Origin of the sequence: Aquibium microcysteis (genome assembly GCF_014495845.1) — a bacterium.
GTDB lineage: Bacteria > Pseudomonadota > Alphaproteobacteria > Rhizobiales > Rhizobiaceae > Aquibium > Aquibium microcysteis.
Map to the genome: position 1 here is coordinate 3774948 of NZ_CP061080.1, position 23342 is coordinate 3798289.

Genomic DNA, 23342 nt, shown 5'->3' on the forward strand with positions numbered 1-23342 from the left:
ACCTTGCGTCGTACGCCGTCGTGACGTACATTCCGGCGTATTGATCGCGGGGAACGGGCATGCGCGCCATCGAGGAAACCACCGGCCCCATCGACGAGCGGAACGAGGCCCGAATGAATTTCCGGACCAAGCCTCGCATCAAGCATGCCATCCAGCAGGCGGCCGCCCTGTCGGGGGTCGACGATTCCGTCTTTACCATGAATGCGGCCTATCGTGCAGCGCTCGACACGATCGCCGCCCATGAGCGGACGACGCTGAAGCCGGTCGATCACGCCGCCTTCTTCGCGGCCCTCGACACGCCGCCGGCGCCGACCGATGCACTGCGGGCGGCATTTCGTCGGCATGGCGAATCCATCGATGCCAAATGAGTCCGATCGGGACCGCCGGCCGCTTCCGGATCGAGCCCTTCGATCCGGACCGGCATGATCGGACCGGTTTCTCCTGCGGAATAGAACAGGTCGACAACTACTTCAGGAAGACGGCGAACAAGCTCGCGAAGGCGGGGAACATCCGGCTCTACGTGATGACTGCATCGGACGGCACCGTCATCGGTTTCTACGCGATCAACGCCCATGCTGTTCACTATGCCGACCTGCCGAAATCCTACGCCCGGACTCGGCCCGGCCATGGCCAGATCCCCGCAGCCTACATCTCCATGATCGGCCGCGACAAACGCTATCGAGGCGCCGGGCATGGCGCGCACCTGCTGGTCGATGCCCTGAAGCGAATAGCGATGGCGGCCGATGCGCTCGGCCTCGCCATCGTCATGCTTGATGTGCTCGACTGCGGGAACCCCGAGAAGGTCGCCATGCGAAAGCGGATGTACATGGGCTTCGGCTTCACCGCGTTGGCGTCGGACCCTCTGCGACTGTTCCTGCCGATCGCCACGATCAGGACATTGCTTGAGGAGCAGGAACGGGAGCCGGACACGGAGCGGACCGAGACGCGCCCAACGCCCCTTTGATTTGTGCGGACAAGGCGTATAAAGCGATCCCAGCCATAAAGCCGCACCAGACCACGGGCCGAAAACGATGGACAAGTTCACCAAGCTCACGGGCGTCGCCGCGCCGCTGCCGATCATCAACATCGACACGGACATGATCATCCCGAAGGATTACCTCAAGACGATCAAGCGCACCGGGCTCGGCACCGGCCTGTTCTCGGAGATGCGCTACAACGAGGACGGCACCGAGAACCCCGACTTCGTGCTGAACAAGCCCGCCTACCGCAACGCCCAGATCCTGGTGGCCGGCGACAACTTCGGTTGCGGCTCCTCGCGCGAGCACGCGCCCTGGGCGCTGCTCGACTTCGGCATCCGCTGCGTGATCTCGACGTCCTTCGCCGACATCTTCTACAACAACTGCTTCAAGAACGGCATCCTGCCGATCATGGTCAGCCCCGAGGACCTCGACAAGCTGATGGACGACGCCTCGCGCGGCGCCAATGCCACGCTGACGGTGGACCTCGAAGCCATGGAGATCCGCGGACCGGACGGCGGCGTGATCAGGTTCGACCTCGACTCCTTCCGCCGCCACTGCATGCTGAACGGCCTCGACGACATCGGCCTGACCATGGAGAAGGCGCCGGCGATCGCGAGCTACGAGAAGACGCTCGCCGAAACCCGCCCCTGGGCGTGAGTCGGGCGCCGGTGAAGCCTTTCGTGCCGCGGCGGCTGGAGCCGGTGGCTTACGGGCTGCTGCTGACCGGAATGATGTCCTGCGTCGTCTCCGGCATTTCGACCGCCATCGCCTCGGGCGTCCACGGCGGGTTCTTTCTGCGCTGGATGTCGGCTTGGGCACCGTCCTGGGCCGTCGCCTTCCCCGTCGTGCTGGTGGTGGCACCGCTGGTGCGGCGCATCCTCAAGCGCATCGTGGCCGCCTGAAAAGCCTGCCCGCCGCCGCCGCGCTGGCGCAGCCGTTTGCGCTTGCGCGCACGCCGACCTGCCGCTAGCAAAGCCCCGAATTCCACGCTCATCGAGAGGTCCTGATCCATGGCGACGCGCAAACTCCTGCTCCTTCCCGGCGACGGCATCGGCCCCGAGGCCATGGCGGAGGTGAAGAAGCTGATCGCGGCCATGAACGACAGAATGGGTGCCGGCTTCGAGACCGAGGAAGGTCTGGTCGGCGGCTGTGCCTACGACGCGCACGGCCAGGCGATCTCGGACGCCGACATGGCGAAGGCCATGGCGGCGGACGCGACGCTGTTCGGCGCCGTCGGCGGGCCGAAGTGGGACGGCGTTCCCTACGAGGTGCGGCCCGAGGCAGGCCTGCTGCGCCTGCGCAAGGACATGGAACTCTTCGCCAATCTGCGCCCGGCGATCTGCTATCCCGCGCTGGCGCAGTCCTCGTCGCTGAAGCCGGAAGTGGTCGAGGGCCTCGACATCCTGATCATCCGGGAACTGACCGGCGGCGTCTATTTCGGCGAGCCGAAGACGATCACCGACCTCGGCAACGGCCAGAAGCGGGCGATCGACACGCAGGTCTACGACACCTTCGAGATCGAGCGCATCGCGGGCGTCGCCTTCGAACTGGCGCGCACGCGCCGGAACAAGGTCTGCTCGATGGAGAAGCGCAACGTCATGAAGTCGGGCGTGCTGTGGAACGAGGTGGTGACCGCCACCCACAAGGCGAAGTATTCCGACGTCGAGCTGTCTCACATGCTGGCCGATGCGGGCGGCATGCAGCTCGTGCGCTGGCCCAAGCAGTTCGACGTCATCGTGACCGACAACCTGTTCGGCGACATGCTGTCGGACGTAGCCGCGATGCTGACCGGCTCGCTCGGCATGCTGCCTTCGGCCTCGCTCGGCGCACCGGACGCCCTGACGGGCAAGCGCAAGGCGCTCTACGAGCCCGTGCACGGCTCGGCCCCCGACATCGCCGGCCAGGGCATCGCCAACCCCATCGCCATGATCGCCTCCTTCGCGATGTGCCTGCGCTACTCGTTCAACATGGTCACCGAAGCCGACCGGCTGGAGACGGCGATCGCCGCCGTGCTGGAAGACGGCTTGCGCACCGCCGACATCATGTCCGACGGCATGACCAAGGTGGGCACCGTCGAGATGGGCGACGCGATCCTGGCGAAGTTCCTGGCGCTTTCGGCCTGACACCGCCTCCCGGCGGCACGTCATCGAAGGCCGGTGCGGCGACGCGCCGGCCTTTTGCTTTCCCGGGAGCGGCCGAACGGGTGCGTCCGTGCCTCAGAGAACGTCGGCCGGCACCTCTCCCCACCGGTTCGGACGCTTCTGCGATGGGATCAGCGCAAAGACCAGGATGATCAGGCTGCCGACGCTCGGGATCAGCCCGAGCAGCACGAACCAGCCCGAAAGGCCGACATCATGGATGCGCCGCACCGTGACGGCGACCGACGGCAGGACCAGCGCCAGCACGGCGAGCGGCGCCAGGATCGCAAGCGCGATCGGCTCGTCGCGGTCCAGATTCCCGACGGAGGCGTCGAGGATGAGGGCGGCGAGCGCGACGGCCAGCACGGCAAGCACGGAAAAGAGCACGAAGCCCCAGTATTCCCTTCGGGTCGCGCGGCCCCGGAAGCGGACGTAGCCGGCGGTCACGCAGGACCGGAAATGGCCGAAGAGCGAGAGCGGCCGGGCACCGGCGAGAGGCGCTCCGGGAGCCGGCGCGGCCGCGACCGACGGCACTGCGCGGGTCGGCGCGGCTTCGACCGGAGGAACGGCGCCGGCCGGCCGTGCCTGACGCCCGGCGACCGCCTGTGTCGGCCCCGCGGCAGCGGGGGCCGCCGGTACGGCGGTCTGCGGCGCGGCGGCGATGCCGCCCTGCGGCACGATGGCGCCGGCGCGGTTGCCCGATGGCGTGAAGGCGATGCGCATGCCCTTCTGCGGCGAAAAGCCTGCCGGCAGGTCGGCGCGGTCGAAATGGTAGCGGTTGCCGTCGTCGCCGCTTGCGAAGCCGATGCCGCGCTCGGCGTCGAAATAGAGAACGTCCCCCTTCACCGGCCCCTCGTCCGCTGCCTGATCCTCGGGCGAGGATCGGGCGCGAGGCGGGTCCTGTCAATCGCGGCCGCCGTTCAGACGAAGCCGATGAAGCGCCCGGCGACGAGAATGGCCGGCCACAGCATCAGCGAGAGGGCCGCCGACAGACGCTCGGCGCCGGAGAAGCCCTCGCGCTGTGTCGCGGCGCGGCGGCGACCGGCGCGCAGGATCATCGCGAGGTTGAGCCCGGGCAGGGCGATCAGCGCGAGCTTGACCTGGAAGGCGGGGTTGAAGGCGTATTCGCTGGCCCGGATCGAAAACAGCGCCAGCCCCGTCGCGACCGCGCCGGCAAAGGCTGCGAGCGCCAGCGGCCGCAGCGCGGCGACGAAGAGCCGGCCGTCGAAGCGGGAGAAGAAGCCTAAAATGCGCAGATCCATCAGCCCTGCTGTCGACACGAGAACGCCGAGCGACAGGATATGCAGCGCGTTCACCAGCGGGTAGGCGACGAAGGAGGCGCGCAATGCGGCGGCAGGCGCGAGCACTTCGATCGCTCGGAGCAGGTCCAGGAGCGGCGTGGTGTCCACGGCGGCCGGCGCAGCGTCGGCCGAGCCGCCGTCAGGACGGCGCGCGGGAGGGGTAGACGTCGAAGGTCCGTCCTCCGACGATGACGCGCACCGCCTTCATGCGGTTCTCGCCCGCGTCCTGCGAACGGTTGCCGATCGCGGTGACCTCGTCGCCCACGTGCGCGACCTCTTCGGTGAAGCCGGCGGCGGTGGTACGCGACGGCGGCGCCAGTTCCACGCGCCAGATCGTGCCGTCGACGTCGACATCGATCGTGGCGTGCGGATTGCCGATGGAGATCCCGGCGATGACGCCTTTCAGCTGGAACAAGCCGTCCTGCGTCCACGACCAGCCGTGATGGGCCAGCGCGACCGCGGGCGTGAGCAGCGCGACCGTCATGGCGGCCGCGAAGCCGCGAAAGCGTCGAGACGACATCCCGATCATCGGCGTTCCTTCCAGCTGGTCTCCGTCGATCCTGAACATGGGGCGCTCGTCCGCAGCGTCAAATCACGCCGGGTTGATGATGGGATCGACCACCCGCCGCGGCCGCCGGTTTGCAACTCGCCCGTGGCATCGCTAGATCGGCCGGATTCGGGTGCGATGCGCTCGGGCGGCGGCAGGGAGCCTTCAGACATGATTTCACGTGAGTCGGCCTCGGCACGGATAGAGCGGCTGAGGCAGGCGACCTCGGAGCGCCTGACGCTGCTGGCCTTCAACGCGCCATCGGCCTTTCGCTTCGCCCGCCGCCGTCTGGATGCCCGCACCGCACTGCGGGGCCGTCACGAGCCCTGGCGGCGCTTCGCGGTGGTATCGATCGCCCTCATCGCGCTGGCGGCCGCCTATTTCGATCCCGTCTTCGCTGCGCTGCCGCGCGAGTGGCGCAGCCCCGCCTACGGGTTTGGCCGCATGATCACCGATTTCGGGCTGTCCGGGCCCTATCTGATCCCGCTCGCACTCTTCCTGGTGTGGACCGCGACGGTGGACTGGCCGGCCTTTTCCCGCCGCGCGCGCCTCCATCTGTTCAACGCCACGGCCGCCGCCTGGTATGCGTTTCTCTCGATCGCCGGGTCCGGCCTGCTGACGACGGTGCTGAAACAGATGTTCGGCCGCGCAAGGCCGAAGCTCGCCGGCGAACTCGGCGCCTTCCACTTCGATCCCTTCACCCTCGACGCAGCCTATCTCAGCTTCCCGTCGGGCCATGCCACCACCGTGGGGGCGGTCTGCTTCTGCGCGGCGATCCTGTTTCCGCGCCTGCGGCTGGCCGCGATCCTGGCCGCCCTGTGGTTCGGCTTTTCGCGCATCGTCGTCGGCGCGCACCATCCGAGCGACGTGGTGGCCGGCCTCCTGATCGGCGGCTGGTTTTCCTACTGGGTGGCGATCCGCTTCGGCAAGGCGGGTCTGGTGTTCCTCCTGCCCGAGGGGAGGCTGCCGCTGCGGCGACGTTCGTTCCACCTCCTGCCCCTGGCCGCACACCGCGCCTTCCGGCACATCGTCCACCGGACCGAGATGCAGGCGCATCGCATCGCAGGCAAGCGATACGACATGGTCTGATTGACTTTGCGGTACGGTTGTGGCTATGAGCGGCACGTTCTGCGGAGCATGACATGCGCGGCCTGACCATGGCTTTCCTTTCCTTCGGCACGACCGGCTTCCTCGCCGGCTTCGGCCGCATGGGCGCGCGCGTCTCCTCCCCGAAAACCCCGGCCAAAACGACGACCGCCACGGTCTGACCACCTCGGCCTGCTCGCCCCTCTCCCGGGTCCGGCCCGGGGAGAAACCCGCCGCGGCCAGCGGGTTCACCAATCCAGGCGAGAGGAGAGGGACAGGAGTTTCCAAGATGGGTTTCAAGATCGCAGTCGCCGGTGCGACCGGCAATGTCGGGCGCGAGATGCTCAACATTCTCGACGAGCGCGGCTTTCCAGCGGACGAGATCGTCGCGCTGGCCTCCCGCCGTTCGGTCGGCACGGAGGTGTCCTACGGCGACAGGACGCTGAAGGTGAAGGACCTCGCCACCTACGACTTCTCCGACACCGACATCTGCCTGATGTCGGCCGGCGGCGCGGTCTCGAAGGAGTATTCGCCGAAGATCGGCCGCCAGGGCTGCGTCGTTATCGATAACTCCAGTGCCTGGCGATACGATCAGGACGTGCCGCTGATCGTGCCGGAAGTGAACCCGGACGCCATCACCGGCTTCACCCGGAAGAACATCATCGCCAATCCGAACTGCTCGACCGCCCAGATGCTCGTCGCGCTGAAGCCGCTGCACGACGCCGCCACCATCACCCGCGTCGTCGTGGCCACCTACCAGTCGGTCTCGGGCGCGGGCAAGGACGGCATGGACGAACTGTTCACGCAGACCCGAGCGGTCTACGTGGCCGACCCGGTGGAAAACAAGAAGTTCACCAAGCGCATCGCGTTCAACGTCATCCCCCACATCGACGTCTTCATGGAGGACGGCTACACCAAGGAAGAGTGGAAGATGATGGCCGAGACGAAGAAGATGCTCGACCCGAAGATCAAGCTCACCGCGACCTGCGTGCGCGTGCCGGTGTTCATCGGCCACTCGGAGGCCGTCAACGTCGAGTTCGAGAAGCCGATCTCCGCCGATCAGGCGCGTGACATCCTGCGCGAGGCGCCCGGCTGCCAGGTGATCGACAAGCATGAGGACGGCGGCTACATCACCCCGCTCGAATCGGCCGGCGAGGACGCGACATACATCTCGCGCATCCGCGAGGACATCACCGTCGAGAACGGCTTGTCGCTGTGGATCGTCTCCGACAATCTGCGCAAGGGTGCTGCCCTCAACGCGGTCCAGATCGCCGAACTGCTGGTCGCGCGCGGCCTGATCCAGCCGAAGAAGAAGGCGGCCTGAGCCGCCAGCCCCCCGCAGGAATGCCTCTCCCCCGTCGTTCGCGAGGGGGAGGGCGTACGGCGGACGCTATTGGCACAGACGGTAGCCCCCGCGGCGCCCGGCCATGTCGAGATGCAGGTGGTCGTCGTGGAAGGCGTCCGACCCGGGTCCGAGCACGGTGGTGAAGTGCAGGCAGGCGCCGGCCTGCACCGCGCGCTGGAACGCCTCCTCGATGTCGCCCTTGCCCTGGCGGGGCACGATCGCGAGCGGTTCGTGGCCCTCGAACGTGAAGCGCGCGATATCGACGGCGTTTCCTTTCGCGTGCTCCGAAATCTTCGCGCCCGGCTGACCGTTGCGGCCGCGGCAGACATAGGTCGAGGCATGCGTGATGCCCGATAGCGTCACTTCGTCACCGAGCGCGCGGGCGGAAGGCTGGACGACGTCACGCACCCAGCGCGCGGTGGCGAGGGCAGCGGGACATGTGAGCTGCGTGTCGGGCTCGAGCGTCACACCCGGCGCCGGTTCGGGCAAGTCGTAGGGCTGCGGCACGCCGCAGCCGCCCTCCCCCTCCACGGGATCGAGCCGCATGAAGACGGCGCCCAGCCGGGTGAGTTCGGCCTCGCAGGCGGCGATCTCGGCCTCCGGCAACGGCTCCGGCGGTGGCGCATCGGCGATCGGGTCGGGCTTTTTTTCGGGAGGGGCCGGCGCCTCGTCGTCCTTCGCACGATCCGGATCGGCCGGAGCGCCCGAGCCGTCGCTCCGGCCCGATGGGCGCGGGTCGGCGCTCCCGTCCGGCTCTGCCGGCGATGCCGCAGCATCCGTCCGCGGCGGCGCGACCGGCAGCGGCGCTTCGTCCGGCAGATCGACCGCGGCCGCCAGCAGGACGACGGCGGGAAGAAGGATGAGCCGTCGCGGAAACCTCATGGCCGTCGCCCCTCGAACTGCTGGACGACCCTAACGCGCGGCGCCGACATTGGCTCCCCCCTGGGCGCCCGGCCGAGGACAGCGCGTGCGGAGCTCAGAAGCCGAAGAAGGTGCTGCCGATCCAGTAGGACGCGATCACGAGCAGCAGCGGCAGCGACAGGTCGACGATCCTGCGACCGAAACCCTTCAGCGGCCTTTCCGGCGGCGGGGCCGACCTTGCGGGTTCCCAGCCGATGTTCTTGGTCATGCGACGGTCTCCTCCGACGATCCCCGGCCTGACCGCCGACCTTGCGGCATGAGGATTAACCATTGCTTGTCGCAAAGGGCCGGAAGTCTCGGGATCGCGTCACTATTTCCGCCGGGGAGCGGGCATTGTGCGGACTGGCGGGCGCGGCCGGGCTGCCCGCCTTCCCTCTCCGCCGCTCAGGTGCCGATGTCGTCGTCCGAGCGGCGCTTGTGGGCTGCCAGCGCCATCAGCCGGCGGTCACGCCAGACCTGGCGCTCCGCCAGCCGGTCGGCCGGCAGCTTCGCGCGACGATCGGCCTCGACCGTCTCCAGCACGGGACCGGCCCAGTCCACCCGGCGCTGCATCTGGTGGAACATGGTCTCGTAGATGCCCTGGTAGCGCGCGACATAGTCGCGGACGCCGGCCGGCGCGTTGAGGTCGATGGTCTCGAAGGGTCCCATGAAGGACCAGCGCAGGGCGAGCCCGTCGCGGATACCGATATCGACGTCCTCGATGCTGGCGTAACCGTCGGCGACGAGCCGGAAGGCCTCTTCGAGCAGCGCGCCCTGCAGCCGGTTCATGATGAAGCCGTCGAGCTCGCGCTTCATCACCAGAGGCGCGTGTCCGGCGGCCACGAGCAGCGCGCGCGTGCGCTCGACCGTCTCGGGCGAGGTCCAGGGTGCAGGCACCACCTCCGCCGCCGGGATGAGATAGGGCGGGTTGAGCGGATGGACGACGAGGCAGCGGTGGCGCCCGGCGAGATGCTCGGTGAAGCTCGAGGGGAGAAGCGCGGAGGTGGAACTCGCAATCACGGCATCCGCGCCTGCCAGGCCGTCGATCAGCGAGAACACCTCGCGCTTGACGTCCCGTTTTTCGGGCGTGTTCTCCTGGACATGGACGGCGCCGGCCAAGGCCTCGCCGATGTCTGCGGTGACGGAGATCCGTGCCAGCACCGCCTCGGGCGACTGCCCGCGCAGGAGGTCGTTGGCCTCGAGGTCGCCGAGCACGCCCTCGATGAAGCCGCGGGCGCCCTCCGTCGCCGCCGCGACCTGATCCCACATCGCCACCTCGTTGCCCGCCCGCGCGAAACTGATCGCCCATGCGCGCCCGATGAAGCCGCTGCCGATGATTGCAACCTTTGCCATGAATGTCCTCCTGAGGAGCCTCCGGTTATCGCAGGCGAGCGGTGCTGTCGACGGGGAACGGCAAGGGCGCGGCGAATCCATGGTCGTGATGGAAGCGCCCGGGCGGCGGCCGGAGGGATCGCGGCGCGAGCGTCGCAAGGCTGCGGTCGCTGCACGCGGTCGACGTCTGCCGCCCCTTTCGTTGCCTTGCGGCAACCATGGCGATATGGGTGCGCCGGAACCGACCGTTCAGGACCCGTTCGCAGGAGTTTCCGATGCTGGGCGCCGTCGCGAAGGCAGTCGTCGATGCACTGGCCGCAGATCCCGATCGCCCGGTCGTCTCCGGCGAGGCGGAACTGAGCGCAGGCGGGCTGCTGGCCGGGTCGGCCGGCTTCGCCAACGCTCTGAAGGCTCACGGCTGCGGACAGGACAGCCGTGTCGTTCTCTACCTGCAGTCGAATGTCGACCTGCTCGCCGGACTGATCGGCAGCTGGATGGTCGGCGCCTGCGTGCTGATGATGGACTTCCGGACGCCCGGTACCCAGCGATCGGCCGTCGCCAGGCGGATCGGCGCGACGCTCTCCGTCGAGGGACGGCGCATGCCGAAGACGCCCGATGATTATCCGTGGGTCCCCTTCGACGAGACGTGGCGCCGACCCGCACCCTGGATGGACTTCGCCGCCGTCGTGAACCCGCAGAACTCGTTCGCGCTTTGCGCACTCTCGTCGGGGACGACCGGATCGCCGAAGATCTACCTGCAGAGCCATGCGATGGTCATGGGACGGATGGGACACGGGATAGAGCCGCTCAGATGGCCGGAGGATCTGCTCCTCGCGCCGATGAGCCTCTCGATCTCGGCGACACGCGTGCGGGTGCTGAACTACCTGATCGGCGGCGGGCGTATCCACTTCACGCCGCCGATGGCTTCGGCAGGGGAACTCATCGAAACGCTGTCGGCGACCCGCGCCTCTGGAACGGCGCTGCCGCCGAGCATCATTGCCACGATGGTTCGGGCGATCGGCGTGCGCCCGCAACCGTATTTCCCGCATCTCAGGACGCTGCGCAGCACCGGCGGTCCGGCCCTGCCGGAGGACAAGATCGCCGCCTACCGCTACCTCACGCGCGGTTACCGGATGGCCTACTCGTCCAATCTGACCGGGACGGTGACGATGCTGTCGGGCGAAGACGTCCTGAAGCGGCCGGAGACCGTCGGGCGCCCGATCAGCGGGGTGCGGGTCGAGATCGTCGACACTGCGACGGGCAGGCGACTGCCGGGCCGGCAGGCCGGGCTTATCAAGGTCATCACGCCCAACATCAGCGACGAGACGATCGAACCTGCGGACGCTCCGCCCGGGGGCCGCGAGCAGCGTGGTGCGGACTGGGGGATCGCCGGACATCGGCATCCTCGACGACGACGGCTTCCTGACGATCGTCGGCCGGGACGCGGACATGATCATCCGTGGCGGCGTCAACGTCGCGCCGCAGGAGATCGAGGCCGTCCTCGCGCGGCACCCCGCGGTGACGGAGGTCGCCGTGGCCGGGATCGACCATGCGATCTACGGCCAGGAGATCGTCGCCGCGATCGTGTGCAGCGGCGTCGGAGAGCAGGAGATCCGCGCCTTCTGCATCAACAACCTCGCCCCCGAAAGGCGACCGCGCATCATCCGGATCGTCAGGAGTCTGCCATACAATGCCGGCGGCAAGCTGATGCGCTCGGCGGTGGCGGCGATGTTCTCAGAAGACGCCTGAGGAGACCGCTCCGAGCAGGCTGCGCGGCCAGGGCGTCGAGATCAGCCGGTCGAAGATCAGGTGGACGACGAGCGCGACCATGAGGCCGCCCACGGTGGCGCGCGCGAGGCTCTCGCCTCCTCGCCGCATCGTCGCGGCTACGAGCAGACCGCTCGAAACCAGCGGCCCGACGACAAACAATCCGGCGAGGAAGATCGGCACGCCCATCACGACCGCGACACCCTCCCGCGTCAGGACCGGATCCGGCGGCTCTGGTGCCGGGGCGCCGCCATCGGCGCGTGCACGGTGCCGGACCAGCGCCCCGACCAGCATGACCACGCCCACGAAGAGAAGGAAGACCGCCGTGGCCGACGGGAACAGGGCCGCTTCGGCCGGCAGGTCGCGCGCCGTCACGAGCACGAAGCCCGCGACCGAGAACACCACGGCGGCGTTCGGGATGCTCGCCGGCGGCGATGACGGCCGGATGTCCCCCCGCCTGCCGCGGCCGAGGAGATGCCAGAGGATCTGGCCGGCGAGAAGCAGGGCGACGAGCACGAAGCTCGGCCGCAGGAAGGTCGACCAGCCGAAGATCTGCCAGGACAGGAAGAAGTTGCGCTCGACCAGTTCGCCGAGCACGAATCCCAGCGCGAGCGCCGGCCGCGGCCAGCCGCGGGCCTTCATCAGGATGCCCACGACGCCGAAGCATGCCAGCACCACCACGTCTCCGACGCCGGCGGAGGACTGGAAGGCGCCCAGGATGACGAAGACGAGGGCGATCGGCCCGATGATGTGCGAGCCGACCGTGGCAATTCTGGAAAGAGGATTGGAGAGCGCGAGGCAGATTCCCGCCCCGATGACGTTGGCCATCGCGAGGCTGAAGATCATGGCGACCGTGACCGAGGCATTGGCCTCCAGCATGTGTGGGCCGGGTACGACGCCATGCACGATGAGCGCGCCGAGCAGCAGCGCCGTGCCAGCGCCGCCCGGAATGCCGAGCGCGATGGTCGGGATGAGGGAGCCGCCTTCGTTGGCATTGTTGGCGCTCTCGGGGCCGATGACGCCGCGGATGTTGCCTTCGCCGAACGCCGGGCCGTCGCCGCGGTGGCGCCTGGCGAAGCCGTAGGCAATCCAGCTCACGACCGAGAGGCCGACACCCGGAAGAGCGCCCAGGAGCGCGCCGATGCCGCTGCATTGCAGCACCAGCCGCCACTCGCGCAGTGTGTTCAGGATGCCGTCGGTGACGCCGCCGCCGACCGCGGCACCGCGGTCGGCGATGGCCTGTCTCGACATCAGCGATGCCACCTCGGGAATGCCGAAGAGCCCGAGGAAAAGCGCACCGAGCGGCAGGCCGTCCCAGAGGTAGACCTGTCCGAAGGTCCAGCGGTGCGCGGCGGTCTGGTCGTCCACGCCGACGAAGGAGAGGATGAGACCGCCGCCGGCCGCCGCGAAGCCCTTGAGCGGATCGCGGCCGACCAGCAGGGCGACGAGCGAGAGGCCGAGCAAGGTGATCGCCAGGAAGTCGGGTGTGCGCAGCATGAGCAGCAGCGGCTGAAGGAGCGGCAGGCTGACCGCCAGGACGAACGCGCCGAACAGGCCGCCGAGGAGGGATGCCGAATAGGCGGCGCCGAGCGCGCGCCCAGCCTCGTTGCGTTTCGCCAGCGCGTGCCCGTCGACGACCGTCGCCATCGATCCGACCGTTCCCGGCACGCCGATCAGCACGGCCGGGATCGTATCCGACGTCGTCGTCACCGAGGACATGCCGAGCAGCAGCGCGATCGCCGAATAGGAATCGAGACCGAAGGACAGCGGGATCAGCAGGGCCAGGCCGAACAGACCGCCGATGCCTGGAATCACGCCGATGACGAGCCCCGCGCAGACGCCGACGAGCAGCATCGCCAGCCGCAGGGGCTCCAGCATCTCGGCGAGCGCCATCATGACGACGTCCACCACGGGGCCTTTCCGTGGCCGCTAGCGGATCATGTCGCGGGCTCTTGCAACCGTTTCGGGCGGCTGGGCGTAGAACGTCGCGACGATCTCGTCGATCCGCCTGCCCGACGTGGGCGCGATCTCCGCCTTCGTCCTCTCGGCATCGGCCAGAAACTCCGGATCGGCCACCATCCTGTCGAAGGCGGCGCGGTAGTCATCGACGATCTCCGGCGCGGCGGAGAACGGTAGCATGACCGGCTGATGGAACCTCAGCGTCCCGGTGACGATATCCGCGGCATCGCGATCGAGCTGCGATGCCGCGAAGTCCGACAACTCCGGTATGCCTGCCGCCTTCGTCGCATCGTCCGAGACGACCGAGACGATGACGTTGACGATGTCCGTCAGTCCCAGCGCCGGCAGCGAGGAGTAGGACGCGCTGCAGCGGCCCGCGATCTCGCCCCGCTGGATCGCCGCATCGATGTCGCTTATGCCTTGGAAGCCCGTGACGATGGTGAAGTTCGCGCCGAGCAGGGTCTTGACGAGCGCCGCGTGCATGTAGGTGGTGCTGGCCTTGCCGGACGCGCCGATCAGGATGTCCTTCGTGCGGAAATCGTCCACGGTCTCGATACCGCTGTTCTTCCCGGTGAAACAGACAGAGGCCTCGTTCCTGAGCCCGCCGATCCAGCGGATCTCGGAGGCTCTCAGATGCTGCAGGCCGGGGTCGAGAAGCGGCGCCGTGGCCATGGTAGGGCTGATCATGCCGACGACCGTGCCGTCGCCGGGCTCGGACTCCAGCATCATCTCCGTCAGCTTGAGACTGCCCCCGCCCGGAACGTTCTGCACGACGACCGTCGGATTCCCTTCGATGAACCGGCCGAAATGGCGCGCGAACAGCCGGCCGGAGAGGTCGAAGCCTCCGCCGGGCGGATAGCCGATCTTCAGCGTCATGGTCTCGCCGGCAAGGACCGGCGCCGCGAGCACCGCGGCGAGAGCCATCGTGCCCATCATGCGCGCAAACCGTCGCAGCATCGTCGTTCCCTCCCCACGCCCTCTGCCGCGGCGGGCGTCAGGCCGCGACGGCCACGCCACGCCTCGTTTGATGGCGCACGACCCCGTGACACCCTAGACCGTCCTTCCCACGCGCCGCAAGCACAGGGACCGAAGGAACGCGGCGGCGCCGGTGACGGAGCATCCGTGCCGCGGCCGGGCAGGTTCCATGCCTTCTTCCGGCTGCGCGCCCGAGGGATCGTCTCGGAGGACGATTGACATGAGGTACGTACCTCATCTAGCTTCCCTTACGTCGGCGCTCGGCGCCCATACGGGAGGATCATCATGAGACGTGCCCATCTGGCGGCCACAGCCGCCTTGTCGATTACGGCTGCCCTGACTGCGACGAACGCGCAGGCCGCCGACCTCACCCTGTGCTGGGCCGCCTGGGACCCGGCGAACGCACTGGTGGAACTGTCGAAGGAGTTCGAGGCGCAGTCGGGCCACACGATGAAGTTCGAATTCGTGCCGTGGCCCAATTTCGCCGACCGCATGCTCAACGAGCTGAACTCCGGCGGCAAGCTCTGCGACCTGATGATCGGCGACAGCCAGTGGATCGGCGGCTCCGCCGAGAACGGCCATTACGTCAAGCTCAACGACTTCTTCGATGCCAACGGCATCAAGATGAGCGACTTCATCGACGCCACCGTGACCGGCTATTCGGAATGGCCGAAGAACACGCCCAATTACTGGGCCCTGCCCGCCTTCGGCGACGTCGTCGGCTGGACCTACCGCAAGGACTGGTTCGAGAAGCCGGAACTCCAGGCGGCGTTCAAGGAGAAGTACGGCCGCGACCTCGGGGTGCCGAAGACCTTCGCCGAGCTGAAGGACATCGCCGAGTTCTTCCAGGGCCGGGAGGTCGACGGCAAGACCGTCTACGGCGCATCGATCTACACCGAGCGCGGCTCCGAAGGCATCACCATGGGCGCCATGGACGTGCTCTACTCCTTCGGCTTCAAGTACGAGAACCCGGACAAGCCCTACGACATGGAAGGCTTCGTCAACGGGCCGGGCGCGGTGGCGGGCCTCGAATACTACAAGGCGCTCTACGACTGCTGCACGCCGCCCGGCTCGTCCAACGGCTACATGTCGGAAGGCATCGACGCCTTCAAGTCGGGCCAGGTCGCGCTGCAGATGAACTTCGCCTTCACCTGGCCGGGCTTCGAGAGCGACGCCAGTGTCGGCGGCGGCAAGACCGGTTACTTCGTCAATCCGGCAGGTCCCGATGGCGAGCAGTTCGCACAACTCGGCGGCCAGGGCATCTCGGTCGTCTCCTATTCGGAGAAGCAGGAGGCGGCGCTGGAATACATCAAGTGGTTCGCCCAGCCCGCCGTGCAGGCCAAGTGGTGGGAGATGGGCGGCTTCTCGTGCCTCAAGGCGGTGACGCTGGCGCCCGAATTCCCGCAGAGCCAGCCCTACGCGCAGACCTTCCTCGACTCCATGGCGATCGTGAAGGACTTCTGGGCCGAGCCGAGCTACGCCACGCTGCTGCAGGCCAGCCAGCGCCGCTTCCACGACTATGTCGTCGCCGGCAACGGCACGGCCAAGGAGGCGCTCGACGGGCTCGTGGCCGACTGGACCGAGACCTTCGAGGACGACGGCAAGCTCTAGAGACGCTCGTCCGCAGGACAGTTCCCGGGCGGGATCCGAAAGGCTCCGCCCGGGCCGACCGACATCTCACCTCGCAGGCCCGGCGCCATGACGGACGACAACACCAGCCGCGGAACGGCGACGGCGCCCGCCAGGTTGCGGCGCCGGATCGCCGGCCTCTCCGACCGGACGCTGGCCTTCGTCTTCATCGTCCCGACCATCCTGCTGCTGCTCGCCATCAACATCTTCCCGCTGATCTGGACAATCCGGCTGAGCCTGACGAACTACCGCGCCAACCGGGCCAACGAGGCGATCGAATGGGTGGGGCTGCGCAACTACGAGCGCATCCTCACCGATCCCGACATCTGGAACTCGATGCAGGCGACGGCGCATTTCCTGATCTGGACGCTCGTGCTGCAGGTGCTGATCGGCTTCTCACTCGCCTACCTGATCAACAAGAAGTTCAGGGGCAACGACCTGTGGACGACGATCATCGTCCTGCCCATGATGCTCTCGCCCGCCGTGGTGGGCAATTTCTGGACCTTCCTCTACCAGCCGCAGATCGGGCTGTTCAACTACGTGGTGGCCTTCGTCTCGGGCGTCGACCCGGCCTCCTTCTCGATGATCGGCGACGTCAGGCTCGCTCCCTGGTCGATCGTCATCGTCGACACCTGGATGTGGACGCCCTTCGTGATGCTGATCTGCCTCGCCGGCCTGCGCTCGATCCCCGACTACATCTACGAGGCGGCGGAGGTGGACCGGGCCTCGCGCTGGCGCCAGTTCTGGACCATCACCATCCCGATGGTGCTGCCGTTCCTGATGCTGGCCGTGCTGTTCCGCGGCATCGAGAACTTCAAGATGTTCGACCTCGTGGTGCAGCTCACCGGCGGCGGCCCGGGCAGCGTCACGGAACTGACCTCGATAAACCTCAAGCGCGAGGCCTTCGAGAAGTGGCGCACGGGCTACTCCTCCGCCTATGCCATCATCCTGTTCGTGACGGTCTTCGGCCTCGCCTCGATCTACGTGAAGGCCCTGAACAAGGTGAAGGAACGATGAACCATTCCGTCACCGAACCGTCCCGGCTGCAAAAGTGGGTCGCCGGCATCCTGGTCGTGGGTTATGCGCTGGTCACGATCATGCCGCTGGCCTGGATCATCGCCACCGGCTTCAAGTCGCCCGGCGACGCCATCGCCTACCCGCCGAAGCTGATCTACGAGCCGACGCTGGAAGGCTACGTCAACCTGTTCACCACCCGCTCGCGGGCGACGCCGGAGACGCTGGCCCAGCTCGGCCCGCCTCAGACCTGGTACGACGCCATCGTGCGCCAGTACGACATGGTGATCTCGGGTCCCAGCCGCTACGGCGAGCGCTTCCTCAATTCGGTGATCATCGGTTTCGGCTCGACCTTCCTGTCGATCTTCCTCGGCACGCTCGCGGCCTATGCCTTCTCGCGCTTCAGGGTGCCTCTGAAGGACGATCTGATGTTCTTCATCCTGTCGACGCGCATGATGCCGCCGATCGCGGTCGCGATCCCGATCTTCCTGATGTACCGCCAGCTCGGCCTGTCGGACACGCATCTCGGCATGATCCTGCTCTACACGGCCGTGAACCTGTCGCTCTCGGTCTGGCTGCTGAAGGGCTTCATCGACGAGATTCCCGTCGAGTACGAGGAGGCGGCGCTGATCGACGGCTACACGCGCTTCCAGGCCTTCTCCAAGGTGGTGCTGCCGCAGGCGACGACCGGCATCGCCTCGACCGCCATCTTCTGCCTGATCTTCGCCTGGAACGAATACGCCTTCGCCGTGCTCCTGACCTCGGGAACGGCGCAGACCGCGCCGCCCTTCATCCCCACCATCATCGGCGTCGGCAAGGACTGGCCGGCGGTGGCGGCGGGCGCGACGCTGTTCCTGGTGCCGGTCATGGTCTTCACCATCCTCCTGCGCAAGCACCTCCTGCGCGGCATCACCTTCGGCGCGGTGCGCAAATGAGACGCTTCCTGGGGGGCCTGCTCCGCCTGCGGCGGGGTCCGTGGGAAACGGTCGCAACCGTGCTGATCGCGGCCGGAGTCGTCATGCTGATGCAGCCCTTCGCGCTTGCGGCCTTCACCTGGTCCTTCGCTGTGACGCTGACCGGCACGGTGATGTTCATCGTCGTCAGCCATTTTCCGGAGTAGCGCGTTGGCCGAGATCGTGATCCGCAACCTGCGCAAGGAATTCGGCAGCTTCACCGCCGTGAAAGGATCGAGCTTCACCATCGCCGACGGCGAGTTCTTCATGCTGCTCGGCCCCTCGGGATGCGGCAAGACGACGACGCTGCGCATGATCGCCGGGCTCGAACTGCCAACCTCGGGCCAGATCCTGCTCGACGGCCAGGACGTCGCCAACATGCGCGCCAGCGCCCGCGACATCGCATTCGTCTTCCAGATGTTCGCGCTCTACCCGCACATGAACGTGCGCCGCAACATCTCCTATCCGCTGGTCAGCCAGGGCGTGCCGCGCGCCGAGGTGAAGACGCGGGTGGCCGAGATCGCGCGCATCCTCGGCATCGAGGCGATCCTCGACCGGCCCGTCGGCGGGCTGTCGGCCGGCGACCGCCAGCGCGTCGCGCTCGGACGTGCCATCGTGCGCAGGCCCAAGGCCTTCCTGATGGACGAGCCGCTCGGCGCGCTCGACGCCGAGTTCCGCGAGCGCATGGCCGAGGAACTGCGCGCCCTGCACGACCGCATGGGCGCCACCACGGTCTACGTCACCCACGACCAGCTCGAAGCCATGCAGATGGGCGACAAGATCGTCGTCATGAACCATGGCGTCGTCGAGCAGTGGGGCACGCCGCAGGACATCTACGACGAGCCGGCGACGCTGTTCGTGGCGGAATTCATCGGCTCGCCGCCGATGAATTTCCTGCGCTTCGACGCCGCCGTGCCCGCAGGCGCGACCAGCGTGCGGCTGTCGGGCGTCGAGATCGCCGTGCCTGCGACGAAGGAGGCGACGGGCGGCGCGAAGGCCGTGCTCGGCGTCCGGCCCGAACACGTCCGGCTCGACGATGCGGCACCCTATCGCGGATCGGTCATTGCGGCGGAATATCTCGGCACGACCCAGATCGTCACCCTCGACACCGCCAACGGCATCGTCAAGGCGCGCATCCCGTCCTCCCTGAGCGTGCGCGTGGGCGAACCGGTCGGCCTGTCCTTCAACACGCAGACGCTGTCGCTCTTCGACGCCGGCACCGGCCGGGCGCTGTCGGTCGAGCGGCCGATGCGTCGGGACACGCGCCGGGAGAACGCCCATGGCTGACGTCGTGCTGAAAGGCGTCTCCAAGGCCTTCGGCGCCACGCTCGCCGTCGACGCCATGGATCTCTCCGTCCCCGACGGCGCCTTCGTTGTGCTGCTCGGCCCGACGGGCGCCGGCAAGACGACGACGCTGCGGCTGATCGCCGGCCTGGAAAAGCCGGACGCGGGCGATGTCCTGATCGGCGGGCGCAGCGTCCTGGCCGACACGCCGGCCGAGCGCAACGTGGCCATGGTGTTCCAGCAGTATTCGCTCTACCCGCATCTGACGGTGCGCCAGAACCTCGCCTTCCCGCTGCAGTCGCCGCTGCTGCGCACCCCGCCGGACGTGATCGAACGGCGCATCGGTGAGGTGGCGGAGGTGCTGCGCATCGCCCACAAGCTCGACAACAAGGCCACCGCGCTCTCGGGCGGCGAGATGCAGCGCGTCTCGATCGGCCGCGCACTGGTGCGCAAGCCGCAGGTCTTCCTGATGGACGAGCCGCTGTCGTCGCTCGATGCCAAGCTGCGCGCCGACCTGCGCATCGAGCTGAAGCGCATCCAGGCCGATCTCGGCGCGACGCTGGTCTACGTGACCCACGACCAGATCGAGGCGATGACCATGGCCACCCATGTCGGCGTGCTCGATGCGGGCCGGCTGGTGCAGTTCGGCACGCCGCGCGCGATCTATGAGGCCCCGGTCAGCCTGACCGTCGCCGCCCGGCTCGGCCAGCCGCGCATCAACGCGCTGCCGGCCAGCTTGTTCGGCGCCGCCCCCGCGGGTGCGGCCTTCATCGGCCTGCGGCCGGAGCACATCCGCCCGGACGCGGCGGACGGTCGCGAGGCGACCGTCACGCGCGTCGAGCATCTCGGCGACCAGACGCGCCTGCACCTCGTCGTCGACGGCCACCCGCTGGTGACGCTCGCCGACCCGCACACGCCGCTTTCCCCCGGTGCCACGCTGCGCATCGCGCCGCATGACCCGCTCTACTTCGCCGCCGACGGCGCCCGCATTGCTTCAGGAGACGACCAATGACCCAGTTTTTCAACGCCAAGGATACGGTCGTGGTGGAGGCCCTCGACGGCTTCCTGCGCGGCGCGGGCGGGCGCATCGCCCGGCTCGACGGCTATCCGCACATCAAGGTCGCCGTGCGCACCGACTGGGACCGCTCGAAGGTCGCGATCGTCTCGGGCGGCGGATCGGGGCACGAGCCGGCGCATGCAGGCTTCGTCGGCCAGGGCATGCTGACGGCCGCCGTCTGCGGCGACGTCTTCGCCTCGCCCTCGGTCGACGCCGTGCTCGCCGCCATCCTGACGGTGACGGGCAAGGCCGGCTGCCTGCTGATCGTCAAGAACTACACCGGCGACCGGCTGAACTTCGGCCTGGCGGCCGAGCGGGCGCGCAGCTTCGGCCTGGCGGTCGACATGGTGATCGTCGACGACGACGTGGCGCTGCCCGACCTGCCGCAGGCCCGCGGCGTGGCCGGCACGCTGTTCGTGCACAAGATCGCCGGTGCGCTGGCCGAGGCCGGCGAGAGCCTCGAGACAGTCGCCGCGGCGGCCCGGCGCGCCATCGACGGCGTCATCTCGATCGGCATGTCGCTCGACACCTGCACCATCCCCGGCTCGCCCAAGCACGACCGCATCGCGGCCGGCTTCGCCGAACTCGGCCTCGGCATCCATGGCGAGGCCGGCGCCGAGCAGGTGGCGTTCGAGAACGCGCGCCAGGCCATGGCACTGGTGATCGACCGGCTCGCCGCCCGGCTGAAGCCCGGCCCGCATGTGGCGCTGCTCAACAATCTAGGCGGCGCCACCCAGCTCGAGATGTCGGTGCTCGCCGAGGAGCTCGCCCGCTCGCCCATTGCCGACCGGATCCGCTTCATCGTCGGCCCCGCGGCGATGATGACCTCGCTCGACATGCAGGGCTTCTCGCTCTCGCTGATGCCGCTGACGAAGGAGGCCGAGGCCGCCCTCCGGGCGCCCGTGGCCCCTTGGGCCTGGCCTGGCCTCTCACCCTTCGGCAAGGTGGAGGTGATGCCGCTGCCCGACGGGCTGACGCCGATCCAGCCGATGCCCTCGCCGCATCCCGGACGGCGCGCGCTGCTCGAGACCTGCTGCGCCATCCTGATCGGCGCCGAAGCGGACCTCAACGCGCTCGACGCCCGCGCTGGCGACGGCGACACCGGCACCACGCTCGCCACCGCCGCGCGCGCGCTGGCTGCGGCGCTGGACCGGCTGCCGCTCGCCGACCTGACCCAGCTCTACCGGGCGATCGGCATGGAACTGTCGCAGACCATGGGCGGGTCGTCGGGCGTGCTGCTCGCGATCTTCTTCACCGCGGCGGGCGACGCTTCGGCCGGCGGCAGGGACTGGATCGCCGCGCTGAAGGCCGGGCTTGAACGGATCCGGCAGGTCGGCGGCGCCGAACCCGGCGACCGCACCATGATCGACGCGCTGGTGCCGGCGCTCGACACCCTGCCGCAAGGCATCGCGGCCGCTGCCGCCGCCGCGCGCACCGGCGCCGATGCCACCGGCGGCATGCGCCGCGCCAAGGCCGGCCGCGCCAGCTACATCTCGGAGGATCGGCTGAAGGGCATCAACGATCCCGGCGCCGAAGCCGTCGCGCGGCTGCTGGAAAAGCTGCGCGACGCGACCGGCGCCACGGCCTAGCGGCGGACCGCGCGGCGCCGCCGTCGCCTGCCCGCCGCGGCAGGGGACGGCGCAGCATGCGTCGAGCCGCTGGTCTACCTCCGCGTCATCGCCTCTGCTGCACTGGAGCATCGTCGGGCGGGCATCGAAGCCGACCCGCACGGTCCCCCGCATCGGCGTCATTCCGGGGCCGCGCAGCGGCACCCGACATCCAGAGTGGGGACCGAGCCGGACGGACCCGGATGCCTCCGCTTCGCTCGGCACCCCGCAAGCCGCCTCATCCGGCCGGCGCGCGCTCGTCCCCGGCAAAGACGATGCGGGAAGGGTCGAGCCGGAAGCCGACGCGCGTGCTGGGGCGGCTGCCGAAGGTGACGGGCAGATAGGGATCGGCAGCCGGCCCCAGCGCCTCCCGGATGGCCTTGCGCAGCCGCGACGCATGTTCCTGGAAGCGAACCCGCTCGGCCTCGCCGTCGAGGATGGAGAGGCGCTTGCTCAACGCTTCCCTCTGCGCCAGCGAGACGGTCTCCAGGGCCTCGTACTCCGCGAGGTAGGCAGGCCAGTCGACGTCCCTCCAGGTCAGCGCGGCTCTCTCGACGCCCATCGCCACGATGCGCCGCGCCAGCAGCGCGGCCAGCGCGAAAGTCTGCGGCGCCAGCGGAACGTCGACCCCCTGGCATTCGAGCGTTCCGCGGCGGGGATCGAACACCATGCGGCCGGGGGCGAGCGCGCCGCGCGCCAGGGCGACGGTCTCGGAGTAGCTCCATTTTCCGTCCAGCACTTCGGGCGGCAGCTGCGCCCGCAGGCCGACGAAGGGGATTTCGGCGAGCGTCACCTCCGCTCCCTCCGTGGAGACGGCATCCTGGCCGCGGCGCTGCAGCAGGACCGGGACGGCCGGCGGAAAGAAGAAGTCCGGATGGCCCTCGAAGGGCGGCGAAACCAGCACGTGCGAGAGACGGTCCTGGGGCCGGCCGTAGAGGGACAGGGCATAGCCGAGCAGGAAGCCCATGGTCTTGCGGCCGCCGGCGATCGAGACGTGGAGGGCGGCGTCGGCATCGGCCGCGAGGCCGCGCATGGTCTGTGTGATGAGATCGGCCGCGGCCGCATTGTGCTGCGGCGAATCGATGTCGTTGAGTTCCTCGCCGTCCGGCGTCGCGATGACGTGGATCCGCTCCGGCGCCAGCGCCGCGGCGAGCGCCGGATGGCCGGTCTCGCGCGCCAGCGCGGCGAGCTGGCCGCCGTCGGGCGCAGTGAGCGTCTCCCGCGCCCGGCGCGCGCCCTCGCGGGTCGTCAGCACGTGGATCTCGGTCGGAACAAAGGGCGGCGACTGGCGCGTGGCAAGGCACCAGAGCGTCTCCGTCAGCACCTGCGGCGCGAGGCCGAGGGTCGCCACCACCACGCGGCGCGGAAAGCTCGACGGATCGGACGGATCGCGCGCAGCCGCCGGCCTGGCCGGGGGCGCCGGTGCGTCGGAGGCGGCGGCAATCGGATCCGGCCCGGTCTCCGTCAT

25 protein-coding genes and 1 pseudogene are annotated in these 23342 nt (G+C 68.6%); 17 read left to right on the forward strand and 9 right to left on the reverse strand.

The window, feature by feature from the left end; translation table 11 throughout:
• The first annotated feature begins 59 nt into the window (after positions 1-59).
• The 5 genes from IAI54_RS17555 (at position 60) to leuB (ending at position 3103) form a co-directional block, all read left to right on the forward strand.
• Positions 60-368 carry a type II toxin-antitoxin system TacA family antitoxin gene (locus tag IAI54_RS17555; protein ID WP_187968421.1) on the forward strand — a complete coding sequence of 103 codons (309 nt, stop codon included), beginning with the start codon at positions 60-62 and terminating at the stop codon, positions 366-368.
• Positions 365-964: a GNAT family N-acetyltransferase gene (locus IAI54_RS17560; RefSeq protein WP_187968422.1), complete on the forward strand. Its 600-nt coding sequence runs from the start codon at positions 365-367 to the stop codon at positions 962-964. The genes IAI54_RS17555 and IAI54_RS17560 overlap by 4 nt, the downstream gene beginning before the upstream one ends.
• A 67-nt stretch (positions 965-1031) precedes the next feature.
• Positions 1032-1637, forward strand: a complete 606-nt coding sequence (gene leuD, locus IAI54_RS17565; protein WP_187968423.1) for a 3-isopropylmalate dehydratase small subunit — start codon at positions 1032-1034, stop codon at positions 1635-1637.
• A gap of 11 nt (positions 1638-1648) precedes the next feature.
• Positions 1649-1882: a DUF2798 domain-containing protein gene (locus tag IAI54_RS17570; RefSeq protein ID WP_235679084.1), complete on the forward strand. Its 234-nt coding sequence runs from the start codon at positions 1649-1651 to the stop codon at positions 1880-1882.
• A 108-nt stretch (positions 1883-1990) separates the two neighbouring features.
• On the forward strand, positions 1991-3103 hold the full coding sequence (gene leuB, locus IAI54_RS17575) for a 3-isopropylmalate dehydrogenase (RefSeq protein WP_187968424.1): 1113 nt from the start codon (positions 1991-1993) through the stop codon (positions 3101-3103).
• A 93-nt stretch (positions 3104-3196) separates the two neighbouring features.
• Here the strand turns inward: leuB and IAI54_RS17580 are convergent, their stop codons facing one another.
• The 3 genes from IAI54_RS17580 to IAI54_RS17590 all read right to left on the reverse strand — a co-directional run bounded on the left by IAI54_RS17580 (position 3197) and on the right by IAI54_RS17590 (position 4903).
• Entirely contained in the window at positions 3197-3964 is a 768-nt protein-coding gene (locus IAI54_RS17580; RefSeq protein WP_187968425.1) for a DUF805 domain-containing protein, read from the reverse strand.
• A 74-nt stretch (positions 3965-4038) separates the two neighbouring features.
• On the reverse strand, positions 4039-4527 hold the full coding sequence (locus tag IAI54_RS17585) for a hypothetical protein (protein WP_235679085.1): 489 nt from the start codon (positions 4525-4527) through the stop codon (positions 4039-4041).
• A gap of 31 nt (positions 4528-4558) precedes the next feature.
• The gene (locus tag IAI54_RS17590; RefSeq protein ID WP_235679419.1) at positions 4559-4903 is read right to left on the reverse strand and encodes a DUF6152 family protein; all 345 of its coding nucleotides are present in this window, start codon (positions 4901-4903) and stop codon (positions 4559-4561) included.
• Positions 4904-5137: 234 nt separating this feature from the next.
• Between IAI54_RS17590 and IAI54_RS17595 the strand changes: the two genes are divergently transcribed.
• The 3 genes from IAI54_RS17595 to IAI54_RS17600 all read left to right on the forward strand — a co-directional run bounded on the left by IAI54_RS17595 (position 5138) and on the right by IAI54_RS17600 (position 7376).
• Entirely contained in the window at positions 5138-6055 is a 918-nt protein-coding gene (locus IAI54_RS17595) for a phosphatase PAP2 family protein (protein ID WP_187968426.1), read from the forward strand.
• Between the two features lie 53 nt (positions 6056-6108).
• Entirely contained in the window at positions 6109-6234 is a 126-nt protein-coding gene (locus IAI54_RS29160; RefSeq protein ID WP_275403579.1) for a hypothetical protein, read from the forward strand.
• Positions 6235-6341: 107 nt separating this feature from the next.
• Positions 6342-7376 (forward strand): aspartate-semialdehyde dehydrogenase, encoded by a 1035-nt coding sequence (locus tag IAI54_RS17600; protein WP_187968427.1) that lies wholly within the window; start codon positions 6342-6344, stop codon positions 7374-7376.
• Positions 7377-7442: 66 nt separating this feature from the next.
• Here the strand turns inward: IAI54_RS17600 and IAI54_RS17605 are convergent, their stop codons facing one another.
• The 3 genes from IAI54_RS17605 to IAI54_RS17615 form a co-directional block, all read right to left on the reverse strand.
• Positions 7443-8279, reverse strand: a complete 837-nt coding sequence (locus tag IAI54_RS17605) for an extensin-like domain-containing protein (protein WP_187968428.1) — start codon at positions 8277-8279, stop codon at positions 7443-7445.
• Between the two features lie 94 nt (positions 8280-8373).
• Positions 8374-8526 (reverse strand): hypothetical protein, encoded by a 153-nt coding sequence (locus IAI54_RS17610; RefSeq protein ID WP_187968429.1) that lies wholly within the window; start codon positions 8524-8526, stop codon positions 8374-8376.
• Between the two features lie 176 nt (positions 8527-8702).
• On the reverse strand, positions 8703-9650 hold the full coding sequence (locus IAI54_RS17615; protein WP_187968430.1) for a 3-hydroxyacyl-CoA dehydrogenase: 948 nt from the start codon (positions 9648-9650) through the stop codon (positions 8703-8705).
• A gap of 254 nt (positions 9651-9904) precedes the next feature.
• Here IAI54_RS17615 and IAI54_RS17620 point away from each other — a divergent pair.
• Positions 9905-10933 (forward strand): annotated as a pseudogene (locus IAI54_RS17620) (AMP-binding protein); the annotation flags it as partial.
• A 145-nt stretch (positions 10934-11078) separates the two neighbouring features.
• Entirely contained in the window at positions 11079-11378 is a 300-nt protein-coding gene (locus tag IAI54_RS29320) for an AMP-binding enzyme (RefSeq protein ID WP_420838308.1), read from the forward strand.
• Here the strand turns inward: IAI54_RS29320 and IAI54_RS17625 are convergent.
• Positions 11364-13307 carry a tripartite tricarboxylate transporter permease gene (locus tag IAI54_RS17625; protein ID WP_235679086.1) on the reverse strand — a complete coding sequence of 648 codons (1944 nt, stop codon included), beginning with the start codon at positions 13305-13307 and terminating at the stop codon, positions 11364-11366. The genes IAI54_RS29320 and IAI54_RS17625 overlap by 15 nt on opposite strands.
• A gap of 18 nt (positions 13308-13325) precedes the next feature.
• On the reverse strand, positions 13326-14312 hold the full coding sequence (locus IAI54_RS17630) for a type 2 periplasmic-binding domain-containing protein (RefSeq protein WP_187968432.1): 987 nt from the start codon (positions 14310-14312) through the stop codon (positions 13326-13328).
• A gap of 303 nt (positions 14313-14615) precedes the next feature.
• Here IAI54_RS17630 and IAI54_RS17635 point away from each other — a divergent pair, with 303 nt between their 5' ends.
• From IAI54_RS17635 to IAI54_RS17665, 7 genes are all read left to right on the forward strand, one after another.
• Positions 14616-15941 (forward strand): ABC transporter substrate-binding protein, encoded by a 1326-nt coding sequence (locus IAI54_RS17635; protein WP_187968433.1) that lies wholly within the window; start codon positions 14616-14618, stop codon positions 15939-15941.
• Positions 15942-16028: 87 nt separating this feature from the next.
• Positions 16029-16976: a carbohydrate ABC transporter permease gene (locus IAI54_RS17640; RefSeq protein ID WP_187968434.1), complete on the forward strand. Its 948-nt coding sequence runs from the start codon at positions 16029-16031 to the stop codon at positions 16974-16976.
• Positions 16973-17908 (forward strand): carbohydrate ABC transporter permease, encoded by a 936-nt coding sequence (locus IAI54_RS17645; protein WP_187968435.1) that lies wholly within the window; start codon positions 16973-16975, stop codon positions 17906-17908. The genes IAI54_RS17640 and IAI54_RS17645 overlap by 4 nt, the downstream gene beginning before the upstream one ends.
• Complete coding sequence (locus tag IAI54_RS17650) at positions 17905-18093, forward strand: hypothetical protein (protein ID WP_187968436.1); 189 nt, start codon at positions 17905-17907, stop codon at positions 18091-18093. The genes IAI54_RS17645 and IAI54_RS17650 overlap by 4 nt, the downstream gene beginning before the upstream one ends.
• A 4-nt stretch (positions 18094-18097) precedes the next feature.
• Entirely contained in the window at positions 18098-19213 is a 1116-nt protein-coding gene (locus IAI54_RS17655) for an ABC transporter ATP-binding protein (RefSeq protein ID WP_187968437.1), read from the forward strand.
• Positions 19206-20222, forward strand: a complete 1017-nt coding sequence (locus tag IAI54_RS17660; RefSeq protein WP_187968438.1) for an ABC transporter ATP-binding protein — start codon at positions 19206-19208, stop codon at positions 20220-20222. Before IAI54_RS17655 ends, IAI54_RS17660 begins: the two co-directional genes overlap by 8 nt.
• Positions 20219-21856, forward strand: coding sequence for a dihydroxyacetone kinase subunit DhaK (locus IAI54_RS17665; RefSeq protein ID WP_187968439.1), 1638 nt, complete (start codon positions 20219-20221; stop codon positions 21854-21856). Before IAI54_RS17660 ends, IAI54_RS17665 begins: the two co-directional genes overlap by 4 nt.
• 256 nt (positions 21857-22112) lie before the next feature.
• Here the strand turns inward: IAI54_RS17665 and csm6 are convergent, their stop codons facing one another.
• Positions 22113-23342 (reverse strand): CRISPR-associated ring nuclease Csm6, encoded by a 1230-nt coding sequence (gene csm6, locus IAI54_RS17670; protein WP_187968440.1) that lies wholly within the window; start codon positions 23340-23342, stop codon positions 22113-22115.

Coding starts and splice junctions, on each gene's coding strand:
- IAI54_RS17595 (WP_187968426.1), top strand. CDS start 5,138: ATGATTTCACGTGAGTCGGCCTCGGCACGGATAGAGCGGCTGAGGCAG.
- leuB (WP_187968424.1), top strand. CDS start 1,991: ATGGCGACGCGCAAACTCCTGCTCCTTCCCGGCGACGGCATCGGCCCC.
- IAI54_RS17660 (WP_187968438.1), top strand. CDS start 19,206: ATGGCTGACGTCGTGCTGAAAGGCGTCTCCAAGGCCTTCGGCGCCACG.
- IAI54_RS17560 (WP_187968422.1), top strand. CDS start 365: ATGAGTCCGATCGGGACCGCCGGCCGCTTCCGGATCGAGCCCTTCGAT.
- IAI54_RS17605 (WP_187968428.1), bottom strand. CDS start 8,279: ATGAGGTTTCCGCGACGGCTCATCCTTCTTCCCGCCGTCGTCCTGCTG.
- IAI54_RS17610 (WP_187968429.1), bottom strand. CDS start 8,526: ATGACCAAGAACATCGGCTGGGAACCCGCAAGGTCGGCCCCGCCGCCG.
- IAI54_RS17600 (WP_187968427.1), top strand. CDS start 6,342: ATGGGTTTCAAGATCGCAGTCGCCGGTGCGACCGGCAATGTCGGGCGC.
- IAI54_RS17555 (WP_187968421.1), top strand. CDS start 60: ATGCGCGCCATCGAGGAAACCACCGGCCCCATCGACGAGCGGAACGAG.
- IAI54_RS17640 (WP_187968434.1), top strand. CDS start 16,029: ATGACGGACGACAACACCAGCCGCGGAACGGCGACGGCGCCCGCCAGG.
- IAI54_RS17645 (WP_187968435.1), top strand. CDS start 16,973: ATGAACCATTCCGTCACCGAACCGTCCCGGCTGCAAAAGTGGGTCGCC.
- IAI54_RS17650 (WP_187968436.1), top strand. CDS start 17,905: ATGAGACGCTTCCTGGGGGGCCTGCTCCGCCTGCGGCGGGGTCCGTGG.
- IAI54_RS29320 (WP_420838308.1), top strand. CDS start 11,079: ATGATCATCCGTGGCGGCGTCAACGTCGCGCCGCAGGAGATCGAGGCC.
- leuD (WP_187968423.1), top strand. CDS start 1,032: ATGGACAAGTTCACCAAGCTCACGGGCGTCGCCGCGCCGCTGCCGATC.
- IAI54_RS17590 (WP_235679419.1), bottom strand. CDS start 4,903: ATGACGGTCGCGCTGCTCACGCCCGCGGTCGCGCTGGCCCATCACGGC.
- IAI54_RS17630 (WP_187968432.1), bottom strand. CDS start 14,312: ATGCTGCGACGGTTTGCGCGCATGATGGGCACGATGGCTCTCGCCGCG.
- IAI54_RS17615 (WP_187968430.1), bottom strand. CDS start 9,650: ATGGCAAAGGTTGCAATCATCGGCAGCGGCTTCATCGGGCGCGCATGG.
- csm6 (WP_187968440.1), bottom strand. CDS start 23,342: ATGACGGAGACCGGGCCGGATCCGATTGCCGCCGCCTCCGACGCACCG.
- IAI54_RS17635 (WP_187968433.1), top strand. CDS start 14,616: ATGAGACGTGCCCATCTGGCGGCCACAGCCGCCTTGTCGATTACGGCT.
- IAI54_RS17665 (WP_187968439.1), top strand. CDS start 20,219: ATGACCCAGTTTTTCAACGCCAAGGATACGGTCGTGGTGGAGGCCCTC.
- IAI54_RS29160 (WP_275403579.1), top strand. CDS start 6,109: ATGCGCGGCCTGACCATGGCTTTCCTTTCCTTCGGCACGACCGGCTTC.